This is a genomic window from Bacteroidota bacterium (genome assembly GCA_016713925.1).
Lineage (GTDB): Bacteria > Bacteroidota > Bacteroidia > AKYH767-A > OLB10 > JAJTFW01.
On sequence record JADJOH010000002.1, the window covers coordinates 1,012,076 to 1,037,652 of the forward strand.

Genomic DNA, 25,577 nt, shown 5'->3' on the forward strand with positions numbered 1-25,577 from the left:
GAAAATGACTTATTCGAATATTAACGCACTAAGTATCAAATCCTTATTTACATGATAGAAGACAGCATCCCGAGAGTAACAGCGAATTATTCGAACAATGACTGCACTATTCGAAAAAATCAAGAGGCAGGTACTTCACGGAAGAGCACTTCCAGCAGGGTTTGACCTACTGCCTTGAGACTATTCTTATCGATTTTATCGATGGTATCATCATGCGTATGCCAGTGCGTCCAAAAATTTGATGGACTACTAAACTCATAATGGATCACATCCACACATTTAATACCTGCCAACCGATTAATGTAAAAATGATCATCAATAATTCCTTTGGTTCGTTCATTAATAAAGTAGTCACTGAATCCGGAGGCCGCGGCAATTTTCCAAACCTTCTCCACAATCTCCGGAGCATATTGCATAGAAGTTCCCTCTTGCGTAAACTTTGCATTCTGTGCTCCTACCATATCGAGCAGGATGCCATATCTTGCCTGATAGTTGCGGGTATGTAAATTCTTTGCCCAATACTGAGAACCCAAACAATAGGAATCTTCCATCCGTGGTAAATCACTATCATCCGGCTGACCATAATCCTCCGCATCAAAGAAGATGATATATCACTCCGAGCGCAGGGTTAGCAGCGGCCAGTTGACGCGCCACCTCTATCAACACACCCACTCCACTCGCGCCATCATTCGCACCATCGATCGCTTCATTTTCTCTATCATCATCCTGATCGGCAAAAGGGCGTGTATCCCAATGCGCGCACAACAAAATGCGATTTCCAAGGTCCGGATGAAAAGAAGCAATGATGTTTCTGCTGTTCAGAATTTTTCCATCGAAGGCCCTTACTTTAAAAGATTGCTCGATGACTGTATCCGCGTACGCTTTCATCTTACTGATCAACCACGACCCGCAATTTACATGACCAACACTATTCGGAACGCGCGGACCAAAATCCACCTGTTGCTTCACAAACGAAAAGGCCGAGTCCGCATGAAAGGAAGGTGCTTTCACAGTAACAACAGGTGTAGTGTTAGTTTGCTGACTCTCATCTTCTTTTTCAGATGCATTGTTACAAGAACTGATCGTCACCAACAGGAATAACCAAATGGCTGAGGGTACTAAATATCTGCTATGCTTTACTCCAGCTGGTCCCATCTTTTTCATCTTTTATCACGAAATTCAATTTAATCAGTTCATCACGGATACGATCAGAAGTAGCGAAGTCTTTTTTCACTTTGGCATCTGCACGTAAAGCGAGCAGGAGTTTCATCACCCCATCGAGTTCATCGCCACTCACTTTCTCCTCTGCTTTTAATCCGAGCACATCGAAAACGAATATCCTCATGGTCTCTTTGAGATGTTCAATATCCTCCGCAGTCAATTGCTCTGTTCCCGCATGTACTGAATTGATCACTCTAACGGCTTCGAACAGGTGCGAAATAGCAATCGCGGTGTTGAGATCGTCGTTCATGGCCGCGTAGCAATTATCGCGTATCGCTTTCACATTACTTGTTGATGCAGCACCGGGCTTTAACTTCTCCAGCAATTCTACAGCCGCCATCATCTTATTCATGCCCTTTTCTGCTGCCTGAAGTCCTTCATTACTGAAATCAAGCGTACTTCTGTAATGCGCCTGAAGAATGAAAAAGCGAATTGACATTGGGCTATACGATTGCTGCAACAGCGGATGCTCGCCTGTAAACAATTGACGAAGGGTAATAAAATTGCCCAATGATTTTCCCATCTTTTGTCCGTTGATGGTGATCATATTGTTATGCATCCAGTAACGCACAGGAGCCTGTCCGCAACTTCCTTTCGACTGCGCGATTTCACTTTCATGATGCGGAAATAGGAGATCCATTCCCCCACCGTGAATGTCGAATGTTTCGCCGAGATACTTTTTACTCATCGCTGAACATTCAATATGCCAGCCGGGGAAACCATCACTCCAGGGCGAAGGCCAGCGCATGATATGTTCGGGAGATGCTTTTTTCCAGAGGGCAAAATCGGCGGGATTGCGTTTTTCATCCTGTCCTTCCAGCACACGACGTTCATTGCCTGCCCCGGAGATCAATTCCTCAATCACGCGACCGCTGAGCTTTCCGTAATCATTCGTTTTACTGTAAGATATCACGTCAAAATACACCGAGCCATTCGACTCATAGGCATAACCGTTATCCATTATTTTCCGGATCATCTCGATCTGTTCGATGATATGTCCGGAAGCACGCGGTTCAATACCGGGAGGAGTATTGTTAAGGGCACGCATGGAATCATGAAAACTATTGGTATAAAGTTCAACGATCTCCATGGGTTCGAGTTGTTCGAGGCGGGCTTTTTTGGCGATTTTATCTTCTCCTTCATCGGCATCATTTTCGAGATGGCCTACATCGGTGATATTCCTGACATAACGCACTTTATAGCCCAGGTGTTGCATATAGCGCTTCATCACATCAAACGTAATGTACGGGCGTGCATGACCTAAATGGGCTTCACCATACACCGTTGGTCCGCAAACATAAAGTCCCACAAAAGGCGGGTTCAAGGGGATAAACTGTTCTTTCTGTCGGGAAAGAGAATTCGTAATATATATTGGGTGTTGCATAATAAACTAATACTTTGGTATTAAAAAGATCAGTGAAAACAACCACTAAGGCACTTAGGACACTAAGATCACTAAGACCAAAAATGTTGAATCACTTAAATAATTTCTCTGGCATTTTTCAGATGGCTGAGCATGTCGAGGGTCATGGAGGAGAGGTCGTATTTACATTTCCAGCCCCAGTCTTGTTGGGCGCTTGAATCGTCGATGCTATTGGGCCAGGAGTCGGCGATTTGCTGACGGAAGTCGGGGGTATAGTCGATGGTGAAACCGGGGACATGCTTCGCGATTTCTGCAGCGATTTCTTTCGGAGTAAAGCTGATTCCTCCGAGGTTATAACTGCTGCGAATTTTAACTTTTTCGGCAGGTGCTTCCATCAATTCCAATGTGGCACGGATAGCATCCGGCATATACATCATCGGCAATGCGGTATCTTCTTTCAGAAAACAATTGTAGTGACCATTGTCGAGGGCCTGATGATAAATATCAACGGCATAATCGGTAGTTCCTCCTCCCGGGAGTGCTTTGTAGCTGATGAGTCCGGGGTAACGAATGCTTCTCACATCCACACCAAACTTATTGAAATAATATTCGCACCAGCTCGCCGGCCTGCTTGCTGATACCGTAAACTGTGGAAGGTTCCATCACGGTATACTGCGGCGTATTATTGCGCGGTGTTGTCGGGCCAAAGACCGCGATACTGGACGGCCAGAAAATTTTTAATCCACCGAGTTCCTTCGCCAGATCCAACAGGATAAATAATCCTTCCATATTCAGTCGCCAGGCAGCTTTCATTTTCTGCTCTGCTGTAGCACTTAACAGGGCGGCCAACAGATAAACTTCCTTGACTTTATTACTTCGAATAATATCAGCAACGGCTTGTGCATCGAGGACATCCAGCGTATAGAAAGGACCACTCTCTGAGAGGTAACCTGCCTGCTCTTTTACATCCGTTGCAATCACTCTACTCCCGCCATGTGTCTCACGCAATGTGGTAACAAGGTCGGTTCCAATTTGCCCGGCAGCACCGAGCACCAATATCGTATCTCCTTTTGACATATCCATTACTTCAATTCTGTGAACTTTCCTCTCAGTATTTCAAGGCTTTTTTCCTGCCCTTGAATTTTTACTTTAAGATCTTCTGATTTTTTTATATTATCTTCAATTGTTGTTTCATTTTCAGCAATTCTCTTCTTCATACTCTCATTTTCCTGCGCTAACCGTTCATTCGTCTTGATCAGATCTTTTTGATCGTCTTGTGAATCTTCCAGCAGTTCGGCTGCAATTTCAATTTTTTTATTCAGGCCATCTTTTGACTGATTCATAGCAAAATCATACAGGAGTGACTCCAGTCTCTTGCTGTAATCAGGATCGGCAGTTGGCGAGACAAAGGCAGCACCTTTAATAACAGCCACTTTCAAAAGTACACCATCTTCATCCTCTATCAGCCGCGAAAAAATCTGCAAGGTCTCCGGACCCAATCCCTTGATAATAGCGTTTTCACCTTTGATCTGACCTTTGGATGTCCTCACTTTGGCATTATTATCTTTTAAGAAACCCGTCCACCTTTTCTCCATTACTTTTTCAGTAGCATGCGGAATTTTAATTCTGAAAGTGGGATTATACCCTTCACCCAATTGATCCAGTGACTGCTCGATGCTGACTTTTTGAGCAAAGGTGAGTGAGGAAATCAACAAACCGATAATTATCAAATAATGCTTTTTCATACTGTATAAATTTAAATAAATATTTTAGATCTCAGTGACGCCCCCCGAAATTACAAACTTCATCATTTCTGTACCGGAAGCATCCAGTTTTTGTACCTGAGTGGCATCCACTACCACCAACTGCCCGTTAAATCCATAGGAGAAAGGAAGGTAAACCGCCAATTTTTCCTTTGCCAAGCCCAATCGGGAAAGGTCATTTTCGGTAATAAATCCGAAGCGCTGAACAGAAGGATTCGAGTTTACCGTAACGAGCACAGGTTCATTAAACCGCTTCTTTTCTCCCACGAAAGCCTCAATAAGATCCTTCACTGAAGAATAAATTATCTTCAACAGGGAGTTTTCTCCATCAGGCTCTCGAACATCAGGAAGAAAGGATTCTTCACAAAACGCGTCCCCAGGTATCCCAGAAAAGTGATGACTGCCAATATGATAAGGATTCCCAATCCCGGCAATTCGATATCCTCGGCTCCGGGCACAGCTAAAGGGAACCTTTATCGGCAGGAGATTATCCATCCACAAAATGGACATATAGACCACATAAAATGTCACTACGGCAGGAACTACGAACAGTAATCCTGGAAGAAATAATTGGCCAGTTTTTTCATGATTGAACCCTTTGGGCTTGCGGAATTGATGGTGCAAATATCCGAAAGTGATGGCTCTTCCTCACTGAATCCCGCTTTCTTTGCAGGAATGAACGCTGAAACGGATTTTAACCCTGAAGAATGGGTTTCATGGGTACTGGAACATGAAAACGAAGACACATCATCACTCGCTTTGCGTTATGCGGGAAAGAAAATCTACCCTTGAAAGCCCTTCTCCACCAGATAAAAGGACGGCGTATAGCAAAGCAGAAACTCCCATCGTGGTATCAATTTCCCACTATTTTTTTATCCGGATTCCACCATCATTGAACAATGCTCTTCAGAAGCCACTGCCCTATTAAAGGCAACTTTCGTAAAAGGGAAAAAAGTAGCGGACCTCACCGGCGGACTTGGTGTAGATAGCTGGGCCTTCGCGCAGGAAGCAGCTTCTGTAATCTTTTGTGAACCGGACCCCTCACGGTGTGAAGCGGCACGAAAAAATTTTACAATACTTGGTCTCAGGAATATAGAAATCGTTTGCAGTGATGCCGAAAGCATGCTTCAGCATAAGTCATTGGAAGGAATTGATCTCATTTATTTAGATCCTTCCCGCAGAAGTGAAGGAGGAAATAAAGTCTTTCGGTTGAAGGACCTTCGTCCGGATGTATTATCATTGAAAGAAGCCCTGTTAGCGCAATCGACAGAAGTCGTGATAAAGCTGGCTCCTATGTTGGATATCAGTGAAGGATTGAAGCAATTACCGGAGACGTACCGGGTGGATATTATTTCCTGGAAGGAGAATGCCGGGAGTTGTTGTTTCATTTAAAAAAAGGATTTCATCATCAACAGCTATATTGTCATGATGCGGGCATTAATGAAAATCCATTTGTATTCTCATTGACAGAAGAGCGGGACGCTAATTTACCGGTTGCAGTACCGGGGCCATGGATCTATGAACCGAATGCGGCTGTCCGAAAATCGGGAGCCTGGAAAAGTATTTGCAGGCAATTTCATGTAAAAGCATTACACGCCAATACACATCTGTTCACGTCTGACCATTTCATAAAAGACTTTCCCGGGCGCGCTTTCAAATTACTCGAAGTATTACCCTTCAAAAAAGAAATCCTCATTGACCGAATGAAGGACCAAAGGGCACAATTAGTCTTTCACAACTTTCCTGAAAGTCCCGAGCGCGTTATTCAACAATTGAACATTCCTTCCGGAGAGCCATTTTATTTATTTTTTGTTCTTTTGGCTAATGACCATCCTGCGGTTTTACTCACCGAACGCCAATAATAAAATGAGGTCCAATCGTCTAACACAGAAAAACATCATTTCATTCCTTTCTGTCATCTCCACACCCTCATCCGCGCAACTCCTTCTGCACCTTTTTCGGTAGCCCTTTAAAAACCTCTTCATAAGAGTGATCGATTAAAGATTGGATCATCTTTTCCTCCAGACTTCCTTGCAGCGAAACGGTATTCCAGAGCTTTTTATTCATATGAAATCCGGGTTGCACTTCCGTATAACGTTCACGCAGTTCCGAAGCATAGACGGCATCGCATTTCAGGTTCACCGTATCCGGAGAGGATAAACTGATGAGGGCAAACATTTTTCCGGCCACTTTAAAACCAATACATCATCGCCAAAGGGCATCGTTTCTTCAGTAAATGGTTTTGAAAGACAATATTCACGTAATTCGTCGATACGCATGAACAAATATACTAATTTGAAAATTTGAAAATGGGCTGATTTGAAGATGGTGATGTATGGAGGAAATGATGGGGGGGATGATGAATGGGAATTTTACAGAATGGATTTCTATTGGAATAGGATTTTGGTGGAAAGGAACGCAGATTAATCGGATCTAACGGATGGTCGCGGATTGGAATATCTACGTCTTCAAACCTGCCTCCCACTATGGACATTCATCCAATCATCCTGTAAAATCTAACTAAAACACTTTTTAAACCTGTCCACCGCATGTGTGATTAGTCCAATCTGGGCTTCGAGAGCAAATTTTCAAATTATCGCATTTTCAAATTTTCAAATTACGGGATTTTGAAGTAATTTAGTCGAATGAATACTGAACCGAAAAATTATTTCTGTTGGACGCATTGGCATTGGTTTTCAGAGCCTATTTTGCATTCAGCAATAACCACCGCGTGAATTCAAAGGGGCTGAACACCTCTGCGATGTTTGGTTTTACGAATACCTTACTTGAAATTCTTAAAAAGAAAAGCCGACACATATTGCTGTTGTCTTTGATACGGCTGCACCCACGCATCGACATGAGGCCTTTGAAGATTACAAAGCACATCGGGAAGAAATTCCGGAAGATATCGCGATCGCCATTCCGTATATTAAGAAAATAGTTCAATGCTTTAATATTCCTGTAATTGAACTGGATGGATTTGAAGCAGATGATATCATCGGCACTTTAAGCTGCAAGGCGGATAAGGCGGATTTGAAACCTTTATGATGACACCGGATAAAGATTATGGACAGTTGGTGACGGAAAATGTGCATAATTACAAACCTGCCCGACTGGGAAATGGAGCTGAAATACTGGGAGTGAAAGAGATTTGTGCAAAATACGGAATAGAAAGGCCGGAGCAGGTCATTGATATTTTGGGATTGATGGGGGATGCGGTAGATAATATTCCCGGTGTACCCGGTGTTGGTGAAAAAACCGCCACACTCCTGGTCCAGCAATTTGGTTCGGTGGAAAATTTACTGGCGAATACCGATCAGTTAAAAGGAAAGTTGAAAGAAAAAATAGAAGCCAATAAAGACAAGGCCATTCTCTCGAAACAACTCGCGACCATTCACTGTGAAGTACCTGTTGATTTAATTGAAGAGGAATTAAAACTAAAAGATCCTGATAAAGAGGCCTTGATTGAATTGTTCACAGAGCTGGAATTTCGCAGGATTGCACAACAGGTATTGGGCGAAGAAATTCAGGTTCCTGTCAAGGCTGTTGCTTCCAACGGACAAATGGATATGTTCGGCACCGCAACTGCTGTTGCAACTGCTGAAACGGTAATAACCGAAGAAGGAGAAGAACATTCCGCTGTATTTAATAATATCGGAAATGTACCACATCATTATCGGGCGGTAACGGATGCAGCGGGCAGAGCGGAACTCATCCAATTATTATCGGCACAAAAAGAAATCAGTTTTGATACGGAAACAACAGGTATCGATTCGCAAAATACAGAGTTAGTCGGAATTTCGTTCAGCATAAAAACACATGAAGGCTGGTACATACCTATTCCGGAGCAGCGGGAAGAGGCTTTAAAAATTCTGAATGAGTTTAAACCAGTTTATGAAAATGAAAACATCGTAAAAATCGGTCAGAACCTCAAGTATGATATGAATGTGCTGGCCTTATATGGTATTGAAGTAAAGGGAAAACTCTTTGACACCATGGTGGCACATTATCTCATTCAGCCGGAGATGCGACATAATATGAACGTGTTGGCGGAAACTTATCTGGGCTACTCACCGGTATCAATTGAAACATTGATTGGCAAGAAGGGAAAAGATCAGGGAAGCATGCGGGATGTGGCTCTGGAAGAAATCACCGAGTACGCTGCTGAAGATGCCGATGTCACCTTACAGCTCAAGGAAAAATTTATTCCGATGCTGGAAGAAACTGCGACCACTCAACTGCTGAATGAAGTAGAGCTCCCACTTATTCCGGTACTCTCTGCTATGGAGCGGGAAGGAATTTGTTTAGACATACAAACCTTAAAAGAGTTCAGCCGATTACTGGAAGGAGATATTCTGAATATTGACAAAGAAATTCAAACCCTGGCCGGAACACCCTTTAATATTTCATCTCCGAAGCAGGTGGGAGATATCTTGTTTGAGGTGTTAAAGATTGCAGAGAAACCCAAGAAAACAAAAACCGGACAATATGCCACCGGCGAAGACATATTAAGTAAGTTAAGCGGAAAGCATCCCATTGTAGATAAAATCCTCGACTACCGTGAAATCGTAAAACTAAAAAGCACTTACGTTGATGCCTTACCGTTAATGGTAAATGCCAGAACCGGAAGAATTCATACTACGTTTAACCAGGTAGTAGCTGTCACCGGTCGACTCAGCAGCGACAATCCGAATCTGCAGAACATTCCTATTCGTACATCTAGGGGAAGAGAAGTCAGGAAGGCGTTTGTGCCGCGCGATGAAAAACATATTTTATTATCTGCCGATTATTCACAGATTGAGTTACGCATCATGGCACATCTCTGCCAGGATCCGGGATTACTGGAAGCCTTTCAAAACAACCTCGACATTCACACGGCTACAGCCTCCAAGGTATTTGGGGTAGCTTTGGAAGAGGTATCAGGAGAGATGAGGAGAAAGGCCAAGATGGTCAACTTCGGCATCATCTATGGCATCAGTGCATTTGGCTTATCGGAGCGGTTGAACATTCCCCGCAAAGAAGCAGCCACCATCATTGAAAATTATTTTATCCAATATCCACTGATCAAGGATTACATGGACAGTGCGATCGAGAAAGCAAGGAAGCAGGGGTATGTCGAAACCATATGAGGGAGGAAAAGATACCTGCGCGACATCAATAGCCAGAATCATACCGTACGCGGTTTTGCGGAGCGCAATGCCATCAACGCCCCCATTCAGGGATCGGCGGCGGATATGATTAAAGTAGCCATGATCAATTTACACAAAGTCATTCAGGACAAAAAATTCAAATCACGCATGATCCTCCAGGTACACGATGAATTGGTTTTTGATGTCCCGCATGAAGAAAAGGACGAAGTAAAATCCTTAGTCGTAAAATACATGGAAGAGGCCTTACCCCTCACTGTCCCCGTCCTCGTAGAAGCCGGCACCGGCAAGAACTGGCTGGAAGCACATTGAAATGAATTGATGAATTGATGAGTGGTTGAATTGATGAATGTTTTGAATGAATATAAATTTTTTGCTTTAATAAAAGTCCTCCGTGATTCTGCGTGTCCTGAGTGCCTTAGTGGTTATAAATGAAAATTCCTTCAAAGACGACAATCGTCATTCATCTACAATCAAGTAATATTTTTTGGTAATGTAATTATTTTAAAATAAAAAGCATTGCTATGTATCGCAATCTGAGGTTTGAATTGACGGACTCAATTTGAAAAAACCGGATGTTCAATAAAATTTTGATAGGCCGCAGATTGCTTATGATCATTATGATTTATTATGATATTTCCCTGCGACCCCAGCGCATCTTAGCGACCCCGCGGTAATTTGTACAGACAGGGTTGACTAAAAAAGCAAGCAGCCAGCAGCAAGAAGCCAGCAGCAAAAAATACTATTGACATCTAAATCTCTACTCACCTAAAATTTGACTAACTTAGACGAAACACTTTCGAAGTCAGTAATTAAATTGACAAGATAAACCCCATTCGCTACCCCATTCATCGCTATCTCTCCCGTCACATACCCTCCAGCAATCACCTCCACCTTTTTCTCATACACCAACCTCCCCTCCATATCAAACAACCGCAAACTCCCCGTTTTTCCTTTGAGTTTGGAGGCGTTGACGTGAATCATATTCCATTCGCTGTTATACCAAGCTTGGAAAAAAACCTCCTGCTCCGGTACATTATCATCCACCCCAACACTCAGCGTATCACAAGGCGAGCCCACCCAAGCGCCGAGTTCGTAATCGGGATTGTTGGGGAGGCCGTAATAAGTTCTGGCACCACCAAGGTAAAAGCTGAAAGGCTGAAAATCGCAGACGAGACCAAGTGAATCGGGTTGGTTGATGACGGAGAGATTAGAGTTGATGTTAGTGAATGCTGTACTTGTATCGGGATAAGGCCAGGCGTAATTTTCATCAAAGGTGGAAATATATATTTTATCGTCAGGTGCTAGTAGAATGGAATGCACTCCCATATTCGGATCATTAAATACTCCAACAGCGACTTTTGAGTTAACAATATTGGCTGCTGTTAAATCATATTGCCAAATAGTAGATGGCTGGGTGCTGATTGAGGCTTCACAAACATATAAGAACCTTTCATTGGGGGAAAAGGCACAGCTTGTTAATACCAATGGATATGGCCCGGGCCCTTCAGGTTGAATTGCAGTAAAAGAAGTAATCTGACCGCTGCATCTGTCGAAATCGCAAAGTTGAATTAAGCCAGCTATTGAAACCATTGCAAATTTGCTCCCATCAGTATTAAAAACTAAATGACCTAAGTTGGTTTTATGATCTATTCCAGTATTTTGGTTGAATGGCCCTGAAATACCTGAAGGGTCTATTAAATAATAAAAGTATGCGTTAGTGGGAGTCGTTGCATTTGGTGCAAACCATCGCTGAAAAATCAACCACCAATCTCTGCCATTACCATGGCGAACAGCCATCAAGGCATCGAATGCAGGTAAATTATTCAGCATTACATTTTTTTGAATTACAATTCCGCTGTCGTTATTGGCTTTGTAGTTTGCGGTGGAAAAATATAGTCCATAAGGTCCACTAGCGGTAACACCTGCTGAAAAAATATAAAGCAAGGAATCATTGCTTGGTTTTGGAATAATTATACGATCATGATACCATCCTCCACCATACAACCCACTTCCATTGCTCATTACACTATCATATTTATTAACTAATACATTATTTAAGGGAAAAATATTGTTTAACAAAAAGAAATACGAAATTAAACCACTACTATCCGAGATAGTGGATGAAGAGCCTCTCATCTTCATTACTGACTTGAAATTTGTAGGTTGACTATTATTGAAGTGAATTCCTGCACTATCCCCGAACACCCAAGTGTTGTTATTAAACTGTGCAAATAATAACTGATTGTTTAAATGAATTAAAAAAAATAGAATCAAATTTATTTTTAGTACTAAACAAACCAAGTTTTCTGAAATCTTTATAGTATCCTTCATGGCAGTTTCACGATTTTAGAATGCCTGAATTCATTACCTGAAAACACATTTAATATGTAAATACCGGCTTTTAAAAAGTCAATATTTAAAAAGTTCTTAAAAGTGTCCTTGTACACCAATTCTCCATTTACGCTGAAGAGTTCTAAAACATCAGGAATAAAATCTCCTGTTGGCTTTATATGCACACCCTCCTTGGATGGAACCGGATATACTTGGATGGATTTAATCTTATGTTTATTTTGATTAAAGGAGGCAATTCTGGATCCGCTTTCTTCTTCATCATAAATTTCCAGATTCAATAAATGACGAGCTATAAAAACACCATTACCACCTGTCAGCGGATTTCTGTAAGCTATTTCAATAAGCAAGGTACTATCTGATGCACTAAAGGCGGAGTCGACAATCAAGCTATGCAAAAGTATTTTTAAAACGGTTTTCATGTTGTACTCAATATCGTTAGTGTCATCAATGGCCGATAAATGCTTTATGGCTGCTATTTGATCACCTAATTCTACAAACTGGCTCACAATATCAAACTTTGCCAAGTTACTTTCACTCATTTAATTACTTTACCCGAAAGATACTCTTTTCCGTTAATAAAGTAACAATATACATCCCTTTGCTATACCTTTCATGTTGATTTCAGAGGTTACATATCCTCCAGCTATTACTCCAGTTTCCTTTTCATACACCAGCCTTCCTTCTACATCTACCAGGCGCAAGGTTGCTTTGTTGCCTTTGAGTTTAGAGGCGTTGACGTGAATCATATCCCATTCACTATTATACCACGCTTGAAAAAACACCTCCTGCTCCTGTACATTATCATCCACACCTACACTCAGCGTATCACAAGGCGAACCCACCCATGCCCCGAGTTCGTAATCGGGATTGTTGGGGAGGCCATAATAGGTTCTGGCACCACCAAGGTAAAAGCTGAAGGGTTGAAAATCGCAGGCGAGGCCGAGTGAATCGGGTTGGTTGATGACGCTGAGATTTGAGTTGATTGTGGTGAATGCTGTACTGGTATCCGGATATGGCCAGGCGTAGTTTTCATCAAATGTGGAAATATATATTTTATCGTCAGGTGCAAGTAGAATGGAATGCACTCCCATATTCGGATCATTAAAAACCCCAACTCCAACTTTGGAGTTAACAATATTGGCTGCTGTTAAATCATATTGCCAGATTGTAGATGGCTGAGTACTTAGTGAAGCTTCACAAACATATAAGAACCTTTCATTGGGGGAAAAGGCGCAACTTGTTAATAACAATGGAAATGGCCCGGGCCCTTCAGGCTGAATTGCAGTAAAGGAAGTGATCTGACCGGTGCATCTGTCGAAATCGCATAGTTGAATTTGCCCCTTCCATGATATTTGGGCGAATTTACTTCCTTCATTATTGAAAATCAAATGCCCTCCACCAGTGGTATGATCTAATCCAATACTTTGGTTAAACGGACCATTTATTCCAACCTCATTTATTAAGTATAAATAATAGGCATTTGTTAAGGTAGTACCATTTGGTGGAAACCATCGCTGAAAAATCAACCACCAGTCTCTACCATTCCCATGGCGAACAGCCATCAAGGCATCGAATGCAGGAAGATTATTCAACATCACATTTTTTTGGATGACAATGCCGCTATCGATATTGGCTTTGTAGTTAGCTGTTGTATAATATAGTCCGTAAGGGCTACTTGAATTCACTGATGCTGTAAATAAATATATAATCGAATCATTCCCAGGATTTGGTATAAATAGCCCCGAATTATACCATTCATTCCCTTTAATTAAATTGGCACCAGCTACAGGTTCATGAAATTTATTCCAGATATATCCGTTTATAGGTATAATATTATTTAACAGTGTTGCGTATAATAAAATTCCTGATGTATCACTGATGTTTGTTACTCCGTTTCTCCAATTAACTTGTGAACTGAAATTAGTTGGTGTTTTAGGAACACCTTGCCAATGAATACCTGCACCAGCACCGAACACCCACGTATTGTTATTGAATTGAGCGTATAAATATTGATAGTTTATTAGGAACGAAAAAAGTAGAATAGCGAAAGACTTAGATACATTGAAAAAAGCACTATTCGGTATAGTTAAAATATTCTTCATGGCAGTTTCACGATTTTAGCATGCATGAATTCATTACCCATATACACCTTTACAATGTAAATACCGGCTTTTAAAAAGTCAATATTTAAATAGTTTTTAAAGGTATCCCTGAACACCAATTCTCCATTTGTACTGAAGAGTTCTAAACCATCAGGAATAAAATCTCCTGTTGGCTTTATATGCACTACTTCCTTGGATGGAACCGGATATACTTGGATGGATTTTTTCTCGTGTTTATTTTGATTGAAGGAGGCTATCCTTGATCCGCTTTCTTCTTCATCATAAATTTCCAGATTTAATAAATGACGAGCTATGAAAACACCGTTACCACCTGTCAGTGGATTTCTATAAGCAATTTCTATAAGTAAGGTACTATCTGATGCACTAAAAACGGAGTCAACAATCAAACTATGCAAAAGGATTTTTAAAACGGTTTTCATGTTGTACTCAATATCGTTGGTGTCATCAATGGCCGATAAATGCTTTATGGCTGCTATTTGATCACCTAATTCTACAAACTGGCTCACAATATCAAACTTTGCCAAGTTACTTTCACTCATTTAATAACTTTACCCGAAAGATACTCTTTTTCCGTTAATAAAGTAACAATATACATCCCTTTTGCTATACCTTGCATGTTGATTTCAGAGGTTACATACCCTCCAGCAATCACCTCCACTTTCTTCTCAAGCACCAACCTCCCTTCCATATCAAACAACCGCAAACTTCCCGTTCTTCCTTTGAGTTTGGAGGCGTTGACATGAATCATATTCCACTCACCATTGTACCATGCCTGAAAAAATACCTCCTGCTCCGGCACAATGTCATCCACCCCAACACTCAGCGTATCACAAGGTGAACCCACCCATGCACCGAGTTCGTAATCGGGATTGTTGGGGAGGCCGTAGTACGTACGGGCACCACCCAAGTAAAAACTAAAAGGCTGAAAATCGCAAGCGAGGCCGAGTGAATCGGGTTGGTTGATGACGGAGAGGTTAGAGTTGATGGTGGTAAATGCCGTACTTGTATCCGGGTAAGGCCAGGCGTAGTTTTCATCAAAGGTGGAAATATATATTTTATCGTCAGGCGCTTTGAGTATTGACCAAACACCCATATTCGGATCATTAAAAACCCCAACTCCAACTTTGGAGTTAACAATATTGGCTGCTGTTAAATCATATTGCCAGATTGTAGATGGCTGAGTACTTAGTGATGCTTCACAAACATATAAGAATCTTTCATTGGGTGAAAAGGCACAGCTTGTTAATACCAATGGAAATGGCCCGGGTCCTTCCGGTTGAATTGCAGTAAAGGAAGTGATCTGTCCGCTGCATCTGTCGAAATCGCAGAGTTGAATTAAGCCCTTTAATGAAATCATTGCAAACTTATTTCCTTCAGAACTAAAAATCAAATGCCCACCATTTGTTGTATGATCTAATCCAGTATTTTGGTTGAATGGACCGGAGATTCCTGCAGGATTTATAAGGTATAAAAAATATTCATTGGTAGGGGTCGTAAAGTTTGGTGGAAACCAACGTTGAAAAATCAACCACCAGTCTCTACCATTACCATGGCGAACAGCCATCAAGGCATCGAAAGCCGGAAGATTATTCAGCATTACATTTTTTTGGATGACAATGCCGCTGTCGTTATTGGCTTTGTAGTTTGCTGATGTATAATATAGTCCGTAAGGGCTACTTGAATTCACTGATGCTGTAAATAAATATATAATCGAATCATTCCCAGGATTTGGTATAAATAGCCCCGAATGATACCATTCATTCCCTTTAATTAAATTTGCACCAGATACAGGTTCATGAAATTTATTCCAGATATATCCGTTTATAGGTATAATATTATTTAACAGAGTTGCATATAATAAAATTCCTGATGTATCACTGATGTTTGTTACTCCGTTTCTCCAATTAACTTGTGAACTGAAATTAGTTGGTGTTTTAGGAACACCTTGCCAATGAATACCTGCACCAGCACCGAACACCCACGTATTGTTATTGAATTGAGCGTATAAAAATTGATAGTTCATTAGGAACGAAAAAAGTAGAATAACGAAAGTCTTAGATACATTGAAAAAAGCACTATCCGATATAGATAAAATATTCTTCATGGCAGTTTCACGATTTTAGCATGCCTGAATTCATTACCTGAAAACACCCTTACTAAGTAAATACCGGCTTTTAAAAAGTCAATATTTAAATAGTTTTTAAAAGTGGCCTTGTACACCAATTCACCATTTATACCAAAGAGTTCTAAACCATCAGGAATAAAATCTCCGGTTGGTTTTATATAGACCCCAACTTTTGAAGGAACCGGATATACTTCGATGAATTTTTTCTCGTTTTTCTTTTGATTGAAGGAGGCTATCCTTGATCCGCTTTCTTCCTCATCATAAATCTCCAGATTCAATAAATGACGAGCTATGAAAACACCATTTCCACCTGTGAGTGGATTTCTATAAGCAATTTCAATAAGCAAGGTACTATCTGATGCACTAAATGCGGAGTCAACAATTAAACTATGCAATAGTATTTGTAAAACGGTCTTCATGTTGTACTCAATATCATTGGTATCATCAATAGCCAATACAATAGATTCAGCCGTCAACAAATCACCTGATTCAATTAGAGCAAAAACTGAATCAAAGTGTTGGTAATTACTGCCTGACATATCAGCGTAAAAACCCACGAATGAATCGTCCGCAGTATCATCCATTGAAAGCAACTCAGGGTTATTTTTTAAGGTGAGATATAATTCTCCTCTTGACAGGTACCGGTACTCATGAAAATATTCTTCATCAAACCTGCCGGAATCCCCAACAATATAACCATAATTACTATTCCTGGTTGTGGCAGTATATGGGGGATCATCCTGTTCCCCAAATACAAAGTTGGCAGGACATGAACTTAAAGTTGAGTAGTTGGATATTTGGAATGATGTAACAATACAACCTGCGGAATAAGGTATAAATTCATCGGAAGAATTAACAATCCCTTGGTGATACCAAACAATTTGTCCACCATTATGAGTCGATCCTGCCACCCGTCCTGTGGTGTTATTATTCATATTGTTCCTGAACCAGCGATTATTTAAAACATTTGTAGAGCTTCCTTGAGTAGCCCCTATATTAGCAGTTACTAAACAAATGGAGGTGTCGAAATTGGTCATGGTATTTGTATAAAGGGAATTAACTACACTATTACCATGAAACATCATACTGAAGCCAAGACCGGAAAGTGTACTATTTTCAATACAGGTATTGTTGCTGTCGTGAATCCTTAATCCTACTAAAGTGTTTTTACTTCCTGATGGAAAAAGGGTGTTCACATTTACAACTTCATTTAAGTTTAGCCTTGCATCCTTGCAATTTTGAAGCGTGATTCCGGTAAACACATTACCGGGAACAGCAGCATGATTAAAAAAGATGTGATTAGCTAAAATCCGGAATCGCTTCAAATTAGCCACACGAATTCCAATACGAGATTGCTCAAAATCGTTTGGATCGCTACTGCCAATTGTGTTTAAAGAAATTTCAGCATTACTAACAGTAATAGGAATGTAACTGAGTGCTGTAATTGCAGAGCCATAGTATGCCGTATTTCCGCCTAGGAACTCACTGTAGTCAAAATGATTAAAAAAATCATTATTATGAATATATAATACATTATAGTTCCGATCATTTTCAGTCCAAACACCATAATTGTAATCATAGAACTCATTTCCATTTTCAATCACTACCGATTTATATCCCGGGTTGCGAATACCAATTCCATGTACTCTTAGCCTGTCAACATCCGAAGAGCTACTTCCAAATATATTTTTCTTAATGTCAATATTCATTTCACCATCTGTAAAAATCCCATTCAATGATCTCAAAAAAGTATTTCCTTTAGTCGGAGTACCATTCCCCACTTTTAAAACCCGGTCATTTTGATCAAAATCGGATACAACATGCACAGCAGTACCTTGTGTTGGACTTGTTGAATTATCCCAGATATCTTCAAATGAATTGTTGAATAGATTGAGGCTGGAGTTGGTTGAATGTATTCCAAATAGTGAATGGCTAAACGTGTTTGGATCCGCGGCGTCTCCGATTTCAATTTCTTCAACATCGTTCAGAACTATTCCCGCATATTTTTTATCTGAAACATGAGGATATAGAGTTAGAAGACCAGAGGAGGTAAATATATTGTCTTCTATTTTGCCTTTCGCCTTACTTTGATAATTACTCATGTCAATATCAATATGGCAATTCTCAAAAGTATTTCCTGTTACTGTATAATTAGCTTCTCGAGTGAGTGTGAGACCAGTTTTTGCGTCTCTTATAATACAGTCTTTAATTTCAATTGATGGGATAAACTTACTCCCTTCTTTATCTAAAATGATACTATTCCACATTTTGTTTCCACAAGAAACCAGTGTGCAATTTTCCAGTGTTAATTTCCTATCAGGGTCAATAGATAAACTCGCATTATCACCTAAATGAATTGTCCAGTTCTTTAAAATATAATTATTGGGATTTGCTGTTCCTGATCGAAGGACAAATTCTCCATCAATAAAAATGTCTTCATTTGTAAAACTGCCATCTAAAGTGATTTCACCCGGTGCATTTATAACACAAGTACTACAAACACCAAATATAGTCGATTGTAAAACAGTTTCATGACTAATGTATCTGGTTCCAAATTGTTGTGGAATGAGTGAAATTGCACCGGAAGAAATACTGCAACATTCTAGCACATTTACGGTTATTATATCGTCTGTAGAACATGTAATACCAAAATTAAAGTCTGTAACTGTTATTGTATATGAACTTGTTCCGGGATTCTGAGTGGGTATTGTAAGTGTTGGATTGTAAATGTCATTCGTCCCGGTAAATTCTGCAGGTAAAGTTATTGAAATTTCTTTGTCAATATAATTTGCAGTAATTTCCAAAGGAGTACCTGCACACACAGTTATATCTTCCCCTAAATCGAATGGCTCAATTGGTACTTCAACAGTTACGGACGCGCTTTTCCAGCATTGATCATTCGTTACATAAACAGTGTAAATTGTTGTACGTTGTGGGTCAACTTGAATAGAATTGCACATAGGCACATTGGTGCTACAGGCATTGGAAATCATTCCTGAGTCAGGTGCCCATAAAAAATGATAATCGCCTAATGATCCCATGCTTCCATTAACAGGATTAAAAGTTGCAGTTAAAGTTTCAGATCCGGAAGAAGGACAATAGGTGATGGGTGAAGTTATTGGATTATTATTTCCATCTACAATTTGTAAATCAATTAAATCCTGATGTACATTCAGCGTACATACAACATTCCCATTGACAGAAATCGGATAAATAGTTGTAGAATTTACCGGGCTAGTTTGAATTTTCCAAATATGATCACTATTGTTAACTGGAGTAATAGTTAACCCACTTACAGAACAGGCCACCGTATAGCTTCCGCTACCCCCTTCAATGATGAGTGTAGTAGATGATTCTGAGCAAATTTCATCATCCGTCAAACGTACCTGTAAAGGAGGAGCAACAAGGAAAATTCGAGTTAAGGAAAAAGGAGGTATTTCCACATAACGTATTGATCCGTTCATTATTGAAGCAATACCAATTGTCAAATTCAAATTACCATTATCTGTAGCTCCCTCCACTGCATTTCCTGTAATTGCATAGTTTTGAGAAATAGCTGTTAGTTGTTCATACTCAAGAGAACTTGTAGAATAAATTCCGGAATATATATTCTCTAACTCAAGATTATAGGATTGAGTTCCTCCTAAATTTAGCAAAATTACTTCACGATCATTTGACCCCCTTTCAAAAACCCATCCATAAAGTAAAGGATTTGTACTATTTGGAACTAATGTTTGCAAGGGTGGTTGTATAGCACTAAAGTCCAAAGGCCACGCCTTTTCAGCGTTCTTCATCGCTTGAGAGATTAGTGAAAATGCATTGCCTACTGCTGTTAGACCCCATTGAACGGTAGCAGGTTTAGGTTTAGGTAAATGAGGCGCACCATGACATTGTATATCGTCAAATCCGGTAGATGACTCAAAAATATTTCCATAAATACCGTCACTGGTAAGAGTATGTGAAATCACTTTTGTGATCGCTTCTGTTTCCAGATATTTTAATGCCATTACACTGTTAAATAAACCATGTGACCATGTACCGATACGGAAATTATTATTGTCAAGCATATTAAATTCGGTGAGCCATATTTCCAATGGCTTAGCACTGAATTTAGCACTATTATAATCATCAATGAGATCAAAAGTGTTTGCCTTTAAATAATCTTCCTCTATAAATGCCTTTTCAATATATGTTTGTAAATCTGCTGATATAAATGAACCTTGACATAATTGTGGATTAATAGGAAATTCTCCAATATAATCGTGTATAACTATAGCGTCTATGTTATTGGTATTTGGTAGGCGCTTGAGTGCACTTTCCAACCATAGGCGTCTTCTCCCTGGCCCTGATTGGGGAATATCAGCCCCTACCATTGCAATCTTTGTCTGTGTAGTTTGTGGTAGTTGAAAATCTCTGAAACTGGTTGCATATTCTAAAGAAAGATCTACATAACTATTTGCAGAAGGGAAAACTTGTTTATTATATTCATCATTGAGATAAAACTCGTTTCCTAATTCAAGGTATCGAATGGGAACATTCAACTCTTGCAGGCGGTATATAGATGCCAATTCATAATAAAATTTTGAACTCAACATATTCCATGTGATCATAGCTTGAGCACCTAGCAATTCCAAATTATTACGATAGAAATCGTATGTGTTTCCTAAATAGCTGGTGGGTATTTTTTTGAAACTATTCTTATCATAAAACCAATCAAAAGGAAGATCGCGCTCTAATATAGGCCATCCGGTACGCCAATCGGCAAAATTACTCAATGTGCCGAACGGAACACGTAAAATTGTAGCGGCAGGATTTGCAAGAACCACCTCATTATTATATAATATTTCCCAAGTCTGGACTGGATCATCATTTGCATCCACTTGAATTGTGTTTCCACCATTAAATCCAAAAAAATCTATAGGTAAATCACGATCATCCCCTAAAGTAGGATTAACATTAATTACTGGCAGAGATATTCCTAATGTGAAAAAATCAAATTGTGCTACAGTCACGCTTGTGCCTATACTTCCTACTCTTGCATTACCACTAATTCCCGAAGCACCAAGATCCTTCCATTTTACCCCGTTCCAATTTAAAATATGAATTCCTGAGGTATCAAATAATCCACATCCTAAACTATCCCAATAAAGTCTTACCTGTACATTGGTGCTGCCTGTATTTCTTTTTAATTGCCAGTAATTGCATGTAGAAATACTACTTACTGTTGTATCGCATGAATCGCTGAGTGAATGGTGAATGGCAAAATACTTTGCAGTAAAGGATTCTGTTGAAACTGCGGGGGCAGAGATTTCAATCGGGTAATAGGAATTGTCCGCACCCACCGGAAAAATGAACGCCGTATTCCCAATCTTCTTCACCGTTCCATCCACATAACTCAGGTTATTGGCACCGGTGGTTGTGGCGGTTGCTTTTAAGGTAATCAGTGTATCAGTATATACAATGCCATTACTTAGTTGAAGCAAACTATCAATGGTGATGGGCTGGTTCAATGTTACAATTCCTCCCGGTTTGTCAACAATGAGTTTATTAAAGGTAAGCGTACTTGTTCCTCCGCCAAACTCCTGATCTTCGCTTCCTGCGAATTTTAATGTTCCACCGCTATTGTTAAAGGTGACATTGTTTCCGTTTACAGCAACATTGCCATTGTAAATATTGGTACCTGCATTGGAAGTTTGTATGGGACCGGTACCGGCATTGAAATACACATCTTCATTATATACATCGGCAGACTGACTAGCCAGCTTCAAATAGGCAGTTAATGTATTGCCATTGGTGATGGTCACCACCGCATTATAAGTATTATTGCTTTCTCAGGTATTGTTTAGCGTACTACCTGTTTTAGTTAAAAAGGTACTGTCGTTAAAAGTCGAGGTTTTTACAATTAAATTAGGGGCTGTGAAATTTACCTTGCCACCAAAAGTATTTACAAAAACATTGAACAAAACACTTCCACTAGCTGTAATACTATTGGCAGTAGTAGCAGTTTGAAAAATGTTCTTAAATTGTATGGTGCCGGCGCTGATACCGGTACTTCCGGTTACCAGACAAGCATTATCCCCTAATAATGCCATTGCCCCGGAAGTAGCATTGCAAAAATAAACTCCTCCGTTAGCATTGCTATTTATATAAATGGTGTCATTGAAATAACTCGTATCACCAAAAGCCATTTGAATAGCATAGCCTCCACTACTTATTAAATACACCTTTCCATTAAAAGTATCACCAAAATCCTCGCCCATCCTTAAATAGGCTGTCCCGGAATTTTTGATGGTGACATCCGCATTAAAAACGCATCCGCCATCTCCCCAACCACTGGCCGAGCCGTTTTGCTCGAAACTGCCGTTTTGGTCAAAGGTGCCACCGCTGAATTTTATCTGTCCCACAATGACATCTAAGGTACAATTAAAATCTGTTCCTTGGAAATAAGCATAGGTCCCCCTCAATTTTAATGACGCTCCAATGACATCACCACCATTAAAGGAAGCCCGTTGAGTGACATGCAATTCATTGGTATCTAAATCTATGGTACTCCCGTATTGTATAAGCCTGTTTACAGTTCGATCCTGATCCAATTCCAGATTAGGTTTTCCGGAATTGATGGTGATGGTATCGTTAGAATTTGGTATTCCCGAAGGCGACCAATTAGAGGAATTTGCCCAGTCACTATTGGTGGTTCCGTTCCAGGTGTAATTCCCAGCGGTCAACGATGATGTAGTAAATAAAAGAAGCAGAATTAAACTTGTTAAGATTTGCAAAGGACTTTGATCTAAGGTCGTTTTTGAGAAATAGACGAAATGATTCATGGGTTAAATGTTTTGATGGGTGATATCAATTATGTACTGGAATATACAATTAAAAACTAATGATGGTAATCAAATAACGACCTCTATGTAGAGTCGTTCAAATAAATCATCTCAACAAACATCCCATAGTCATTGAAAACTGAATTCAATATAAGGGAAATCATTAACTCCCATTTTTCACTAAGCACACCTCTCTCTAACTGATGCCCACTGTAGGGATCATTATTTTTCAACAGTGCTCTACCACTAGTTAGTTACAAATGCGAAAGCATCGCTCCACACTCCACTTGCATTTTTCACTCTTACGCTTCCAAACTGAACATCCGAGTACGCAAAACTTCCGAGTTGCAAGATCAGTTTATTGCCTGTCCTGCTCCACACATATCCTGCAGGAAGTCCGGTAGTTTGGTCATATGCAAAACTGTAATTAAACAGGTCAGTAACTCCATCTTTACTTCCTAATTTTATTTCAACCAAATCAACTTGGTTGGTGTCGGCTAAAGTGATAAACATCGTCCCAACTACACTATCATTTACAGGGACTGTTGTGGTGACAAAGGCATCCAATGGAGTTTGTGCTTGCACTATAAATGTTGTTGCAGAGAACAAAATAATTAAAAGACCATGGCGAAGAAAGGCTAGAGTTTTCATGGGTAATAAAGTTTAGGTTGAATCAAAATTAGAATTAAATTTCGAATAACAAAATATTTTTAATGTTAAGTTTTCTACAACTCCATGAAAAATCATTAATTTGCAAATCATCTTCGAGGTTCACATCTCGATTTAAACTTAATTATTGTTAAGATGGGTCCCGGTTAATCAGGTACTCCATGCGCGCCCTTTAGACTTCGTAGCTTTTTAAATTTCAACGAAATCAATTATGGCGGAGAATACCATTAGGGCTTTATTAATTATTGTTTTTCAATGACTTAAGTGTGGAATCGATTTAAAGTGAGTCTTCCATTTTACTACGATTTAAAGTCATTTGCAACAAAAGCCATCCTCCCGGCGTAGAAATAAAGGCAAAACTCAAAATCATGAAAAATCTATCATTCATTGCAGGTTTATGTTTACTCGCAGGAACCTCCTTTGCACAACATGACAACCTTAGTAATTTAAGTGCAGAATGGGTCCGTACTCCGGCTCGTAATGCGGCAACAGATGCCAGTGATATCGTAGTTTATAATCCCGCGGGATTGGTACGATTGAACAATGGTTTTCATATCAATGTCGGGAACCAAAGTTTGTTCAGAAAACCAAGTCATACCTTCGATATGGGCTTGGGCGCTGGTGAGCTGACCTATACGCAGGATGGAAATGATCTCTTCCTTCCTAATTTGTACATGACGTATAAGAAGGATCGCTTTGCATTGTTCACCGGTATATTTATGGCCGGCGGTGGTGCTACAGCGAATTATCCAACCGGAAGTATCACTACAGAAATGATCGGCTTGCAAGTGCTGACTGCCGCGCAGGGTGCTTATGGTGCCTACGATAAACAACATTTAAAAGCTTCCTCTTTCTATCTGACTACAACGCTCGGAGGATCTTTTGCTGTCAATGATAAAATCTCGTTCGCTGTTGCCGGACGTTATCTCGACGCCACCAATAAAACTGAAGCGGGTTTGACGCTTACTCAATCTCCACTCACTCTGCCGGATGCGGCCATGGTTTTAAAGTCCAATGAAACAGCCTCAGGTTTTGGTGGAGTATTCAGCATGATGATTCAGGCGAGTCCACGCACACGATTTACTGCACGCTATGAAACAGCCGTTAAAATGGAATTTGAAACCGATCAGCAAACCGATGACTTCGGAATGACCACTGATGGCAGTACTACACGCAGAGATCTCCCTTCGGTATTCGCGGCAGGTATTGCATTTGCAGCTACCCCTACCGTTATGCTATATGGTGATTTCAACTATTATGCTCAAACATCGGCTAACTGGGATAAATCCACTCCATTGACCGAAGAAAAAAACTATGGAGATCTTGCAGGAGATGCCATTGGAATCAATATCGCTTCTACCATTCAAGCCGGCAAGAAATTCCTTGTGAGTATCGGTGGTGGATACACCGACTTCCAATACAGCGACCGCAACGGATACTTCACCAAAGCAGGCGCCTTTGAAACTGCACCTGATGATAATTTTAATATCAACACAGGGATGAGTTATATGGCCACTTCCAACATCACGTTAACATTGGGCTATATGCATACTTTCTACAATGATCAAACGACGAAAGCTCTACTCGTTCAACCTTTGGATGTAGACGTAAAAACAAGCAATAGTCTAGATGCAATTGCTATTGGCGTTGATCTGAAATTCTAAAATACATATCAGTTACGAAAACACGTACTGATTAAAAGGTCATCTTGAAAAAGGTGACCTTTTTTTATTGAATATTAATTTGAAAACGAAACTATCAGGACTCTTCCTTTACGCTATTCCTGACATTCGCAGAAAAAACAGTTGCTTTTACAGGGAATAGAGAATATGCCTGATATTATAAATTAACAATTGTTGTAGGTGTCTGACGGGGGATAAGTCATAACTGAGATGTCCCGAGTTCTTAGAGGTAGAAGCCCTGTAGGGGCAGTATCTCTGTAAGTAAAGATATCATCTTCCCCCAACTACGCCGGCAGCCGACCTAA

Annotated in this window: 15 protein-coding genes and 4 pseudogenes; 5 read left to right on the forward strand and 14 right to left on the reverse strand. The window is 40.2% G+C overall.

The window, feature by feature from the left end:
- Positions 1–119: 119 nt before the first annotated feature.
- The 5 genes and pseudogenes from IPJ86_04205 to IPJ86_04225 form a co-directional block, all read right to left on the reverse strand.
- A pseudogene (locus tag IPJ86_04205) lies at positions 120–1,155 on the reverse strand (M28 family peptidase).
- Entirely contained in the window at positions 1,130–2,605 is a 1,476-nt protein-coding gene (locus IPJ86_04210; GenBank protein MBK7886520.1) for a cysteine--tRNA ligase, read from the reverse strand. The pseudogene IPJ86_04205 and the gene IPJ86_04210 overlap by 26 nt, the downstream one beginning before the upstream one ends.
- A 95-nt stretch (positions 2,606–2,700) precedes the next feature.
- Positions 2,701–3,661 (reverse strand): annotated as a pseudogene (locus IPJ86_04215) (NAD-dependent epimerase/dehydratase family protein).
- Between the two features lie 5 nt (positions 3,662–3,666).
- Positions 3,667–4,329 carry a hypothetical protein gene (locus IPJ86_04220; GenBank protein ID MBK7886521.1) on the reverse strand — a complete coding sequence of 221 codons (663 nt, stop codon included), beginning with the start codon at positions 4,327–4,329 and terminating at the stop codon, positions 3,667–3,669.
- Between the two features lie 24 nt (positions 4,330–4,353).
- Positions 4,354–4,638 carry a DUF502 domain-containing protein gene (locus IPJ86_04225; protein ID MBK7886522.1) on the reverse strand — a complete coding sequence of 95 codons (285 nt, stop codon included), beginning with the start codon at positions 4,636–4,638 and terminating at the stop codon, positions 4,354–4,356.
- Positions 4,639–4,932: 294 nt separating this feature from the next.
- Here IPJ86_04225 and IPJ86_04230 point away from each other — a divergent pair, with 294 nt between their 5' ends.
- From IPJ86_04230 to IPJ86_04240, 3 genes are read left to right on the forward strand one after another with little or no spacing between them, the layout of a single operon-like run.
- A complete protein-coding gene (locus IPJ86_04230; protein ID MBK7886523.1) occupies positions 4,933–5,139 on the forward strand; it encodes a hypothetical protein in 207 nt (68 codons plus the stop codon).
- Positions 5,140–5,199: 60 nt separating this feature from the next.
- Positions 5,200–5,739, forward strand: a complete 540-nt coding sequence (locus IPJ86_04235; protein MBK7886524.1) for an RsmD family RNA methyltransferase — start codon at positions 5,200–5,202, stop codon at positions 5,737–5,739.
- A complete protein-coding gene (locus IPJ86_04240; protein ID MBK7886525.1) occupies positions 5,727–6,209 on the forward strand; it encodes a hypothetical protein in 483 nt (160 codons plus the stop codon). Before IPJ86_04235 ends, IPJ86_04240 begins: the two co-directional genes overlap by 13 nt.
- Before the next feature lie 67 nt (positions 6,210–6,276).
- Here IPJ86_04240 and IPJ86_04245 read toward each other — a convergent pair.
- Positions 6,277–6,626, reverse strand: a pseudogene (locus IPJ86_04245) (MmcQ/YjbR family DNA-binding protein).
- Between the two features lie 404 nt (positions 6,627–7,030).
- Here IPJ86_04245 and polA point away from each other — a divergent pair.
- Positions 7,031–9,806 (forward strand): annotated as a pseudogene (gene polA / locus IPJ86_04250) (DNA polymerase I).
- Positions 9,807–10,262: 456 nt separating this feature from the next.
- Here polA and IPJ86_04255 read toward each other — a convergent pair.
- The 8 genes from IPJ86_04255 to IPJ86_04290 form a co-directional block, all read right to left on the reverse strand.
- Positions 10,263–11,771 carry a T9SS type A sorting domain-containing protein gene (locus IPJ86_04255; GenBank protein MBK7886526.1) on the reverse strand — a complete coding sequence of 503 codons (1,509 nt, stop codon included), beginning with the start codon at positions 11,769–11,771 and terminating at the stop codon, positions 10,263–10,265.
- Between the two features lie 53 nt (positions 11,772–11,824).
- The gene (locus IPJ86_04260; protein MBK7886527.1) at positions 11,825–12,388 is read right to left on the reverse strand and encodes a T9SS type A sorting domain-containing protein; all 564 of its coding nucleotides are present in this window, start codon (positions 12,386–12,388) and stop codon (positions 11,825–11,827) included.
- 33 nt (positions 12,389–12,421) lie between these two features.
- The gene (locus IPJ86_04265; GenBank protein MBK7886528.1) at positions 12,422–13,951 is read right to left on the reverse strand and encodes a hypothetical protein; all 1,530 of its coding nucleotides are present in this window, start codon (positions 13,949–13,951) and stop codon (positions 12,422–12,424) included.
- Positions 13,948–14,511 (reverse strand): T9SS type A sorting domain-containing protein, encoded by a 564-nt coding sequence (locus tag IPJ86_04270; protein MBK7886529.1) that lies wholly within the window; start codon positions 14,509–14,511, stop codon positions 13,948–13,950. The genes IPJ86_04265 and IPJ86_04270 overlap by 4 nt, the downstream gene beginning before the upstream one ends.
- Positions 14,508–15,995, reverse strand: a complete 1,488-nt coding sequence (locus tag IPJ86_04275) for a T9SS type A sorting domain-containing protein (protein MBK7886530.1) — start codon at positions 15,993–15,995, stop codon at positions 14,508–14,510. Before IPJ86_04275 ends, IPJ86_04270 begins: the two co-directional genes overlap by 4 nt.
- A gap of 77 nt (positions 15,996–16,072) precedes the next feature.
- Entirely contained in the window at positions 16,073–21,904 is a 5,832-nt protein-coding gene (locus tag IPJ86_04280) for a T9SS type A sorting domain-containing protein (GenBank protein ID MBK7886531.1), read from the reverse strand.
- A gap of 24 nt (positions 21,905–21,928) precedes the next feature.
- Positions 21,929–22,921, reverse strand: coding sequence for a hypothetical protein (locus IPJ86_04285; protein ID MBK7886532.1), 993 nt, complete (start codon positions 22,919–22,921; stop codon positions 21,929–21,931).
- 246 nt (positions 22,922–23,167) lie between these two features.
- On the reverse strand, positions 23,168–23,572 hold the full coding sequence (locus IPJ86_04290) for a hypothetical protein (GenBank protein MBK7886533.1): 405 nt from the start codon (positions 23,570–23,572) through the stop codon (positions 23,168–23,170).
- A 386-nt stretch (positions 23,573–23,958) separates the two neighbouring features.
- On the opposite strand from IPJ86_04290, the gene IPJ86_04295 reads away from it, so the two are divergent.
- Positions 23,959–25,254 (forward strand): hypothetical protein, encoded by a 1,296-nt coding sequence (locus IPJ86_04295; protein MBK7886534.1) that lies wholly within the window; start codon positions 23,959–23,961, stop codon positions 25,252–25,254.
- Positions 25,255–25,577 lie beyond the last annotated feature (323 nt).

What these genes read in the sequence shown, in the direction of transcription:
- IPJ86_04220 (MBK7886521.1), bottom strand. Translation starts at nt 4,329, where the DNA reads ATGAAAAAGCATTATTTGATAATTATCGGTTTGTTGATTTCCTCACTC.
- IPJ86_04290 (MBK7886533.1), bottom strand. Translation starts at nt 23,572, where the DNA reads ATGAAAACTCTAGCCTTTCTTCGCCATGGTCTTTTAATTATTTTGTTC.
- IPJ86_04285 (MBK7886532.1), bottom strand. Translation starts at nt 22,921, where the DNA reads ATGAATCATTTCGTCTATTTCTCAAAAACGACCTTAGATCAAAGTCCT.
- IPJ86_04210 (MBK7886520.1), bottom strand. Translation starts at nt 2,605, where the DNA reads ATGCAACACCCAATATATATTACGAATTCTCTTTCCCGACAGAAAGAA.
- IPJ86_04275 (MBK7886530.1), bottom strand. Translation starts at nt 15,995, where the DNA reads ATGAACTATCAATTTTTATACGCTCAATTCAATAACAATACGTGGGTG.
- IPJ86_04295 (MBK7886534.1), top strand. Translation starts at nt 23,959, where the DNA reads ATGAAAAATCTATCATTCATTGCAGGTTTATGTTTACTCGCAGGAACC.
- IPJ86_04260 (MBK7886527.1), bottom strand. Translation starts at nt 12,388, where the DNA reads ATGAGTGAAAGTAACTTGGCAAAGTTTGATATTGTGAGCCAGTTTGTA.
- IPJ86_04265 (MBK7886528.1), bottom strand. Translation starts at nt 13,951, where the DNA reads ATGAAGAATATTTTAACTATACCGAATAGTGCTTTTTTCAATGTATCT.
- IPJ86_04270 (MBK7886529.1), bottom strand. Translation starts at nt 14,511, where the DNA reads ATGAGTGAAAGTAACTTGGCAAAGTTTGATATTGTGAGCCAGTTTGTA.
- IPJ86_04230 (MBK7886523.1), top strand. Translation starts at nt 4,933, where the DNA reads ATGATTGAACCCTTTGGGCTTGCGGAATTGATGGTGCAAATATCCGAA.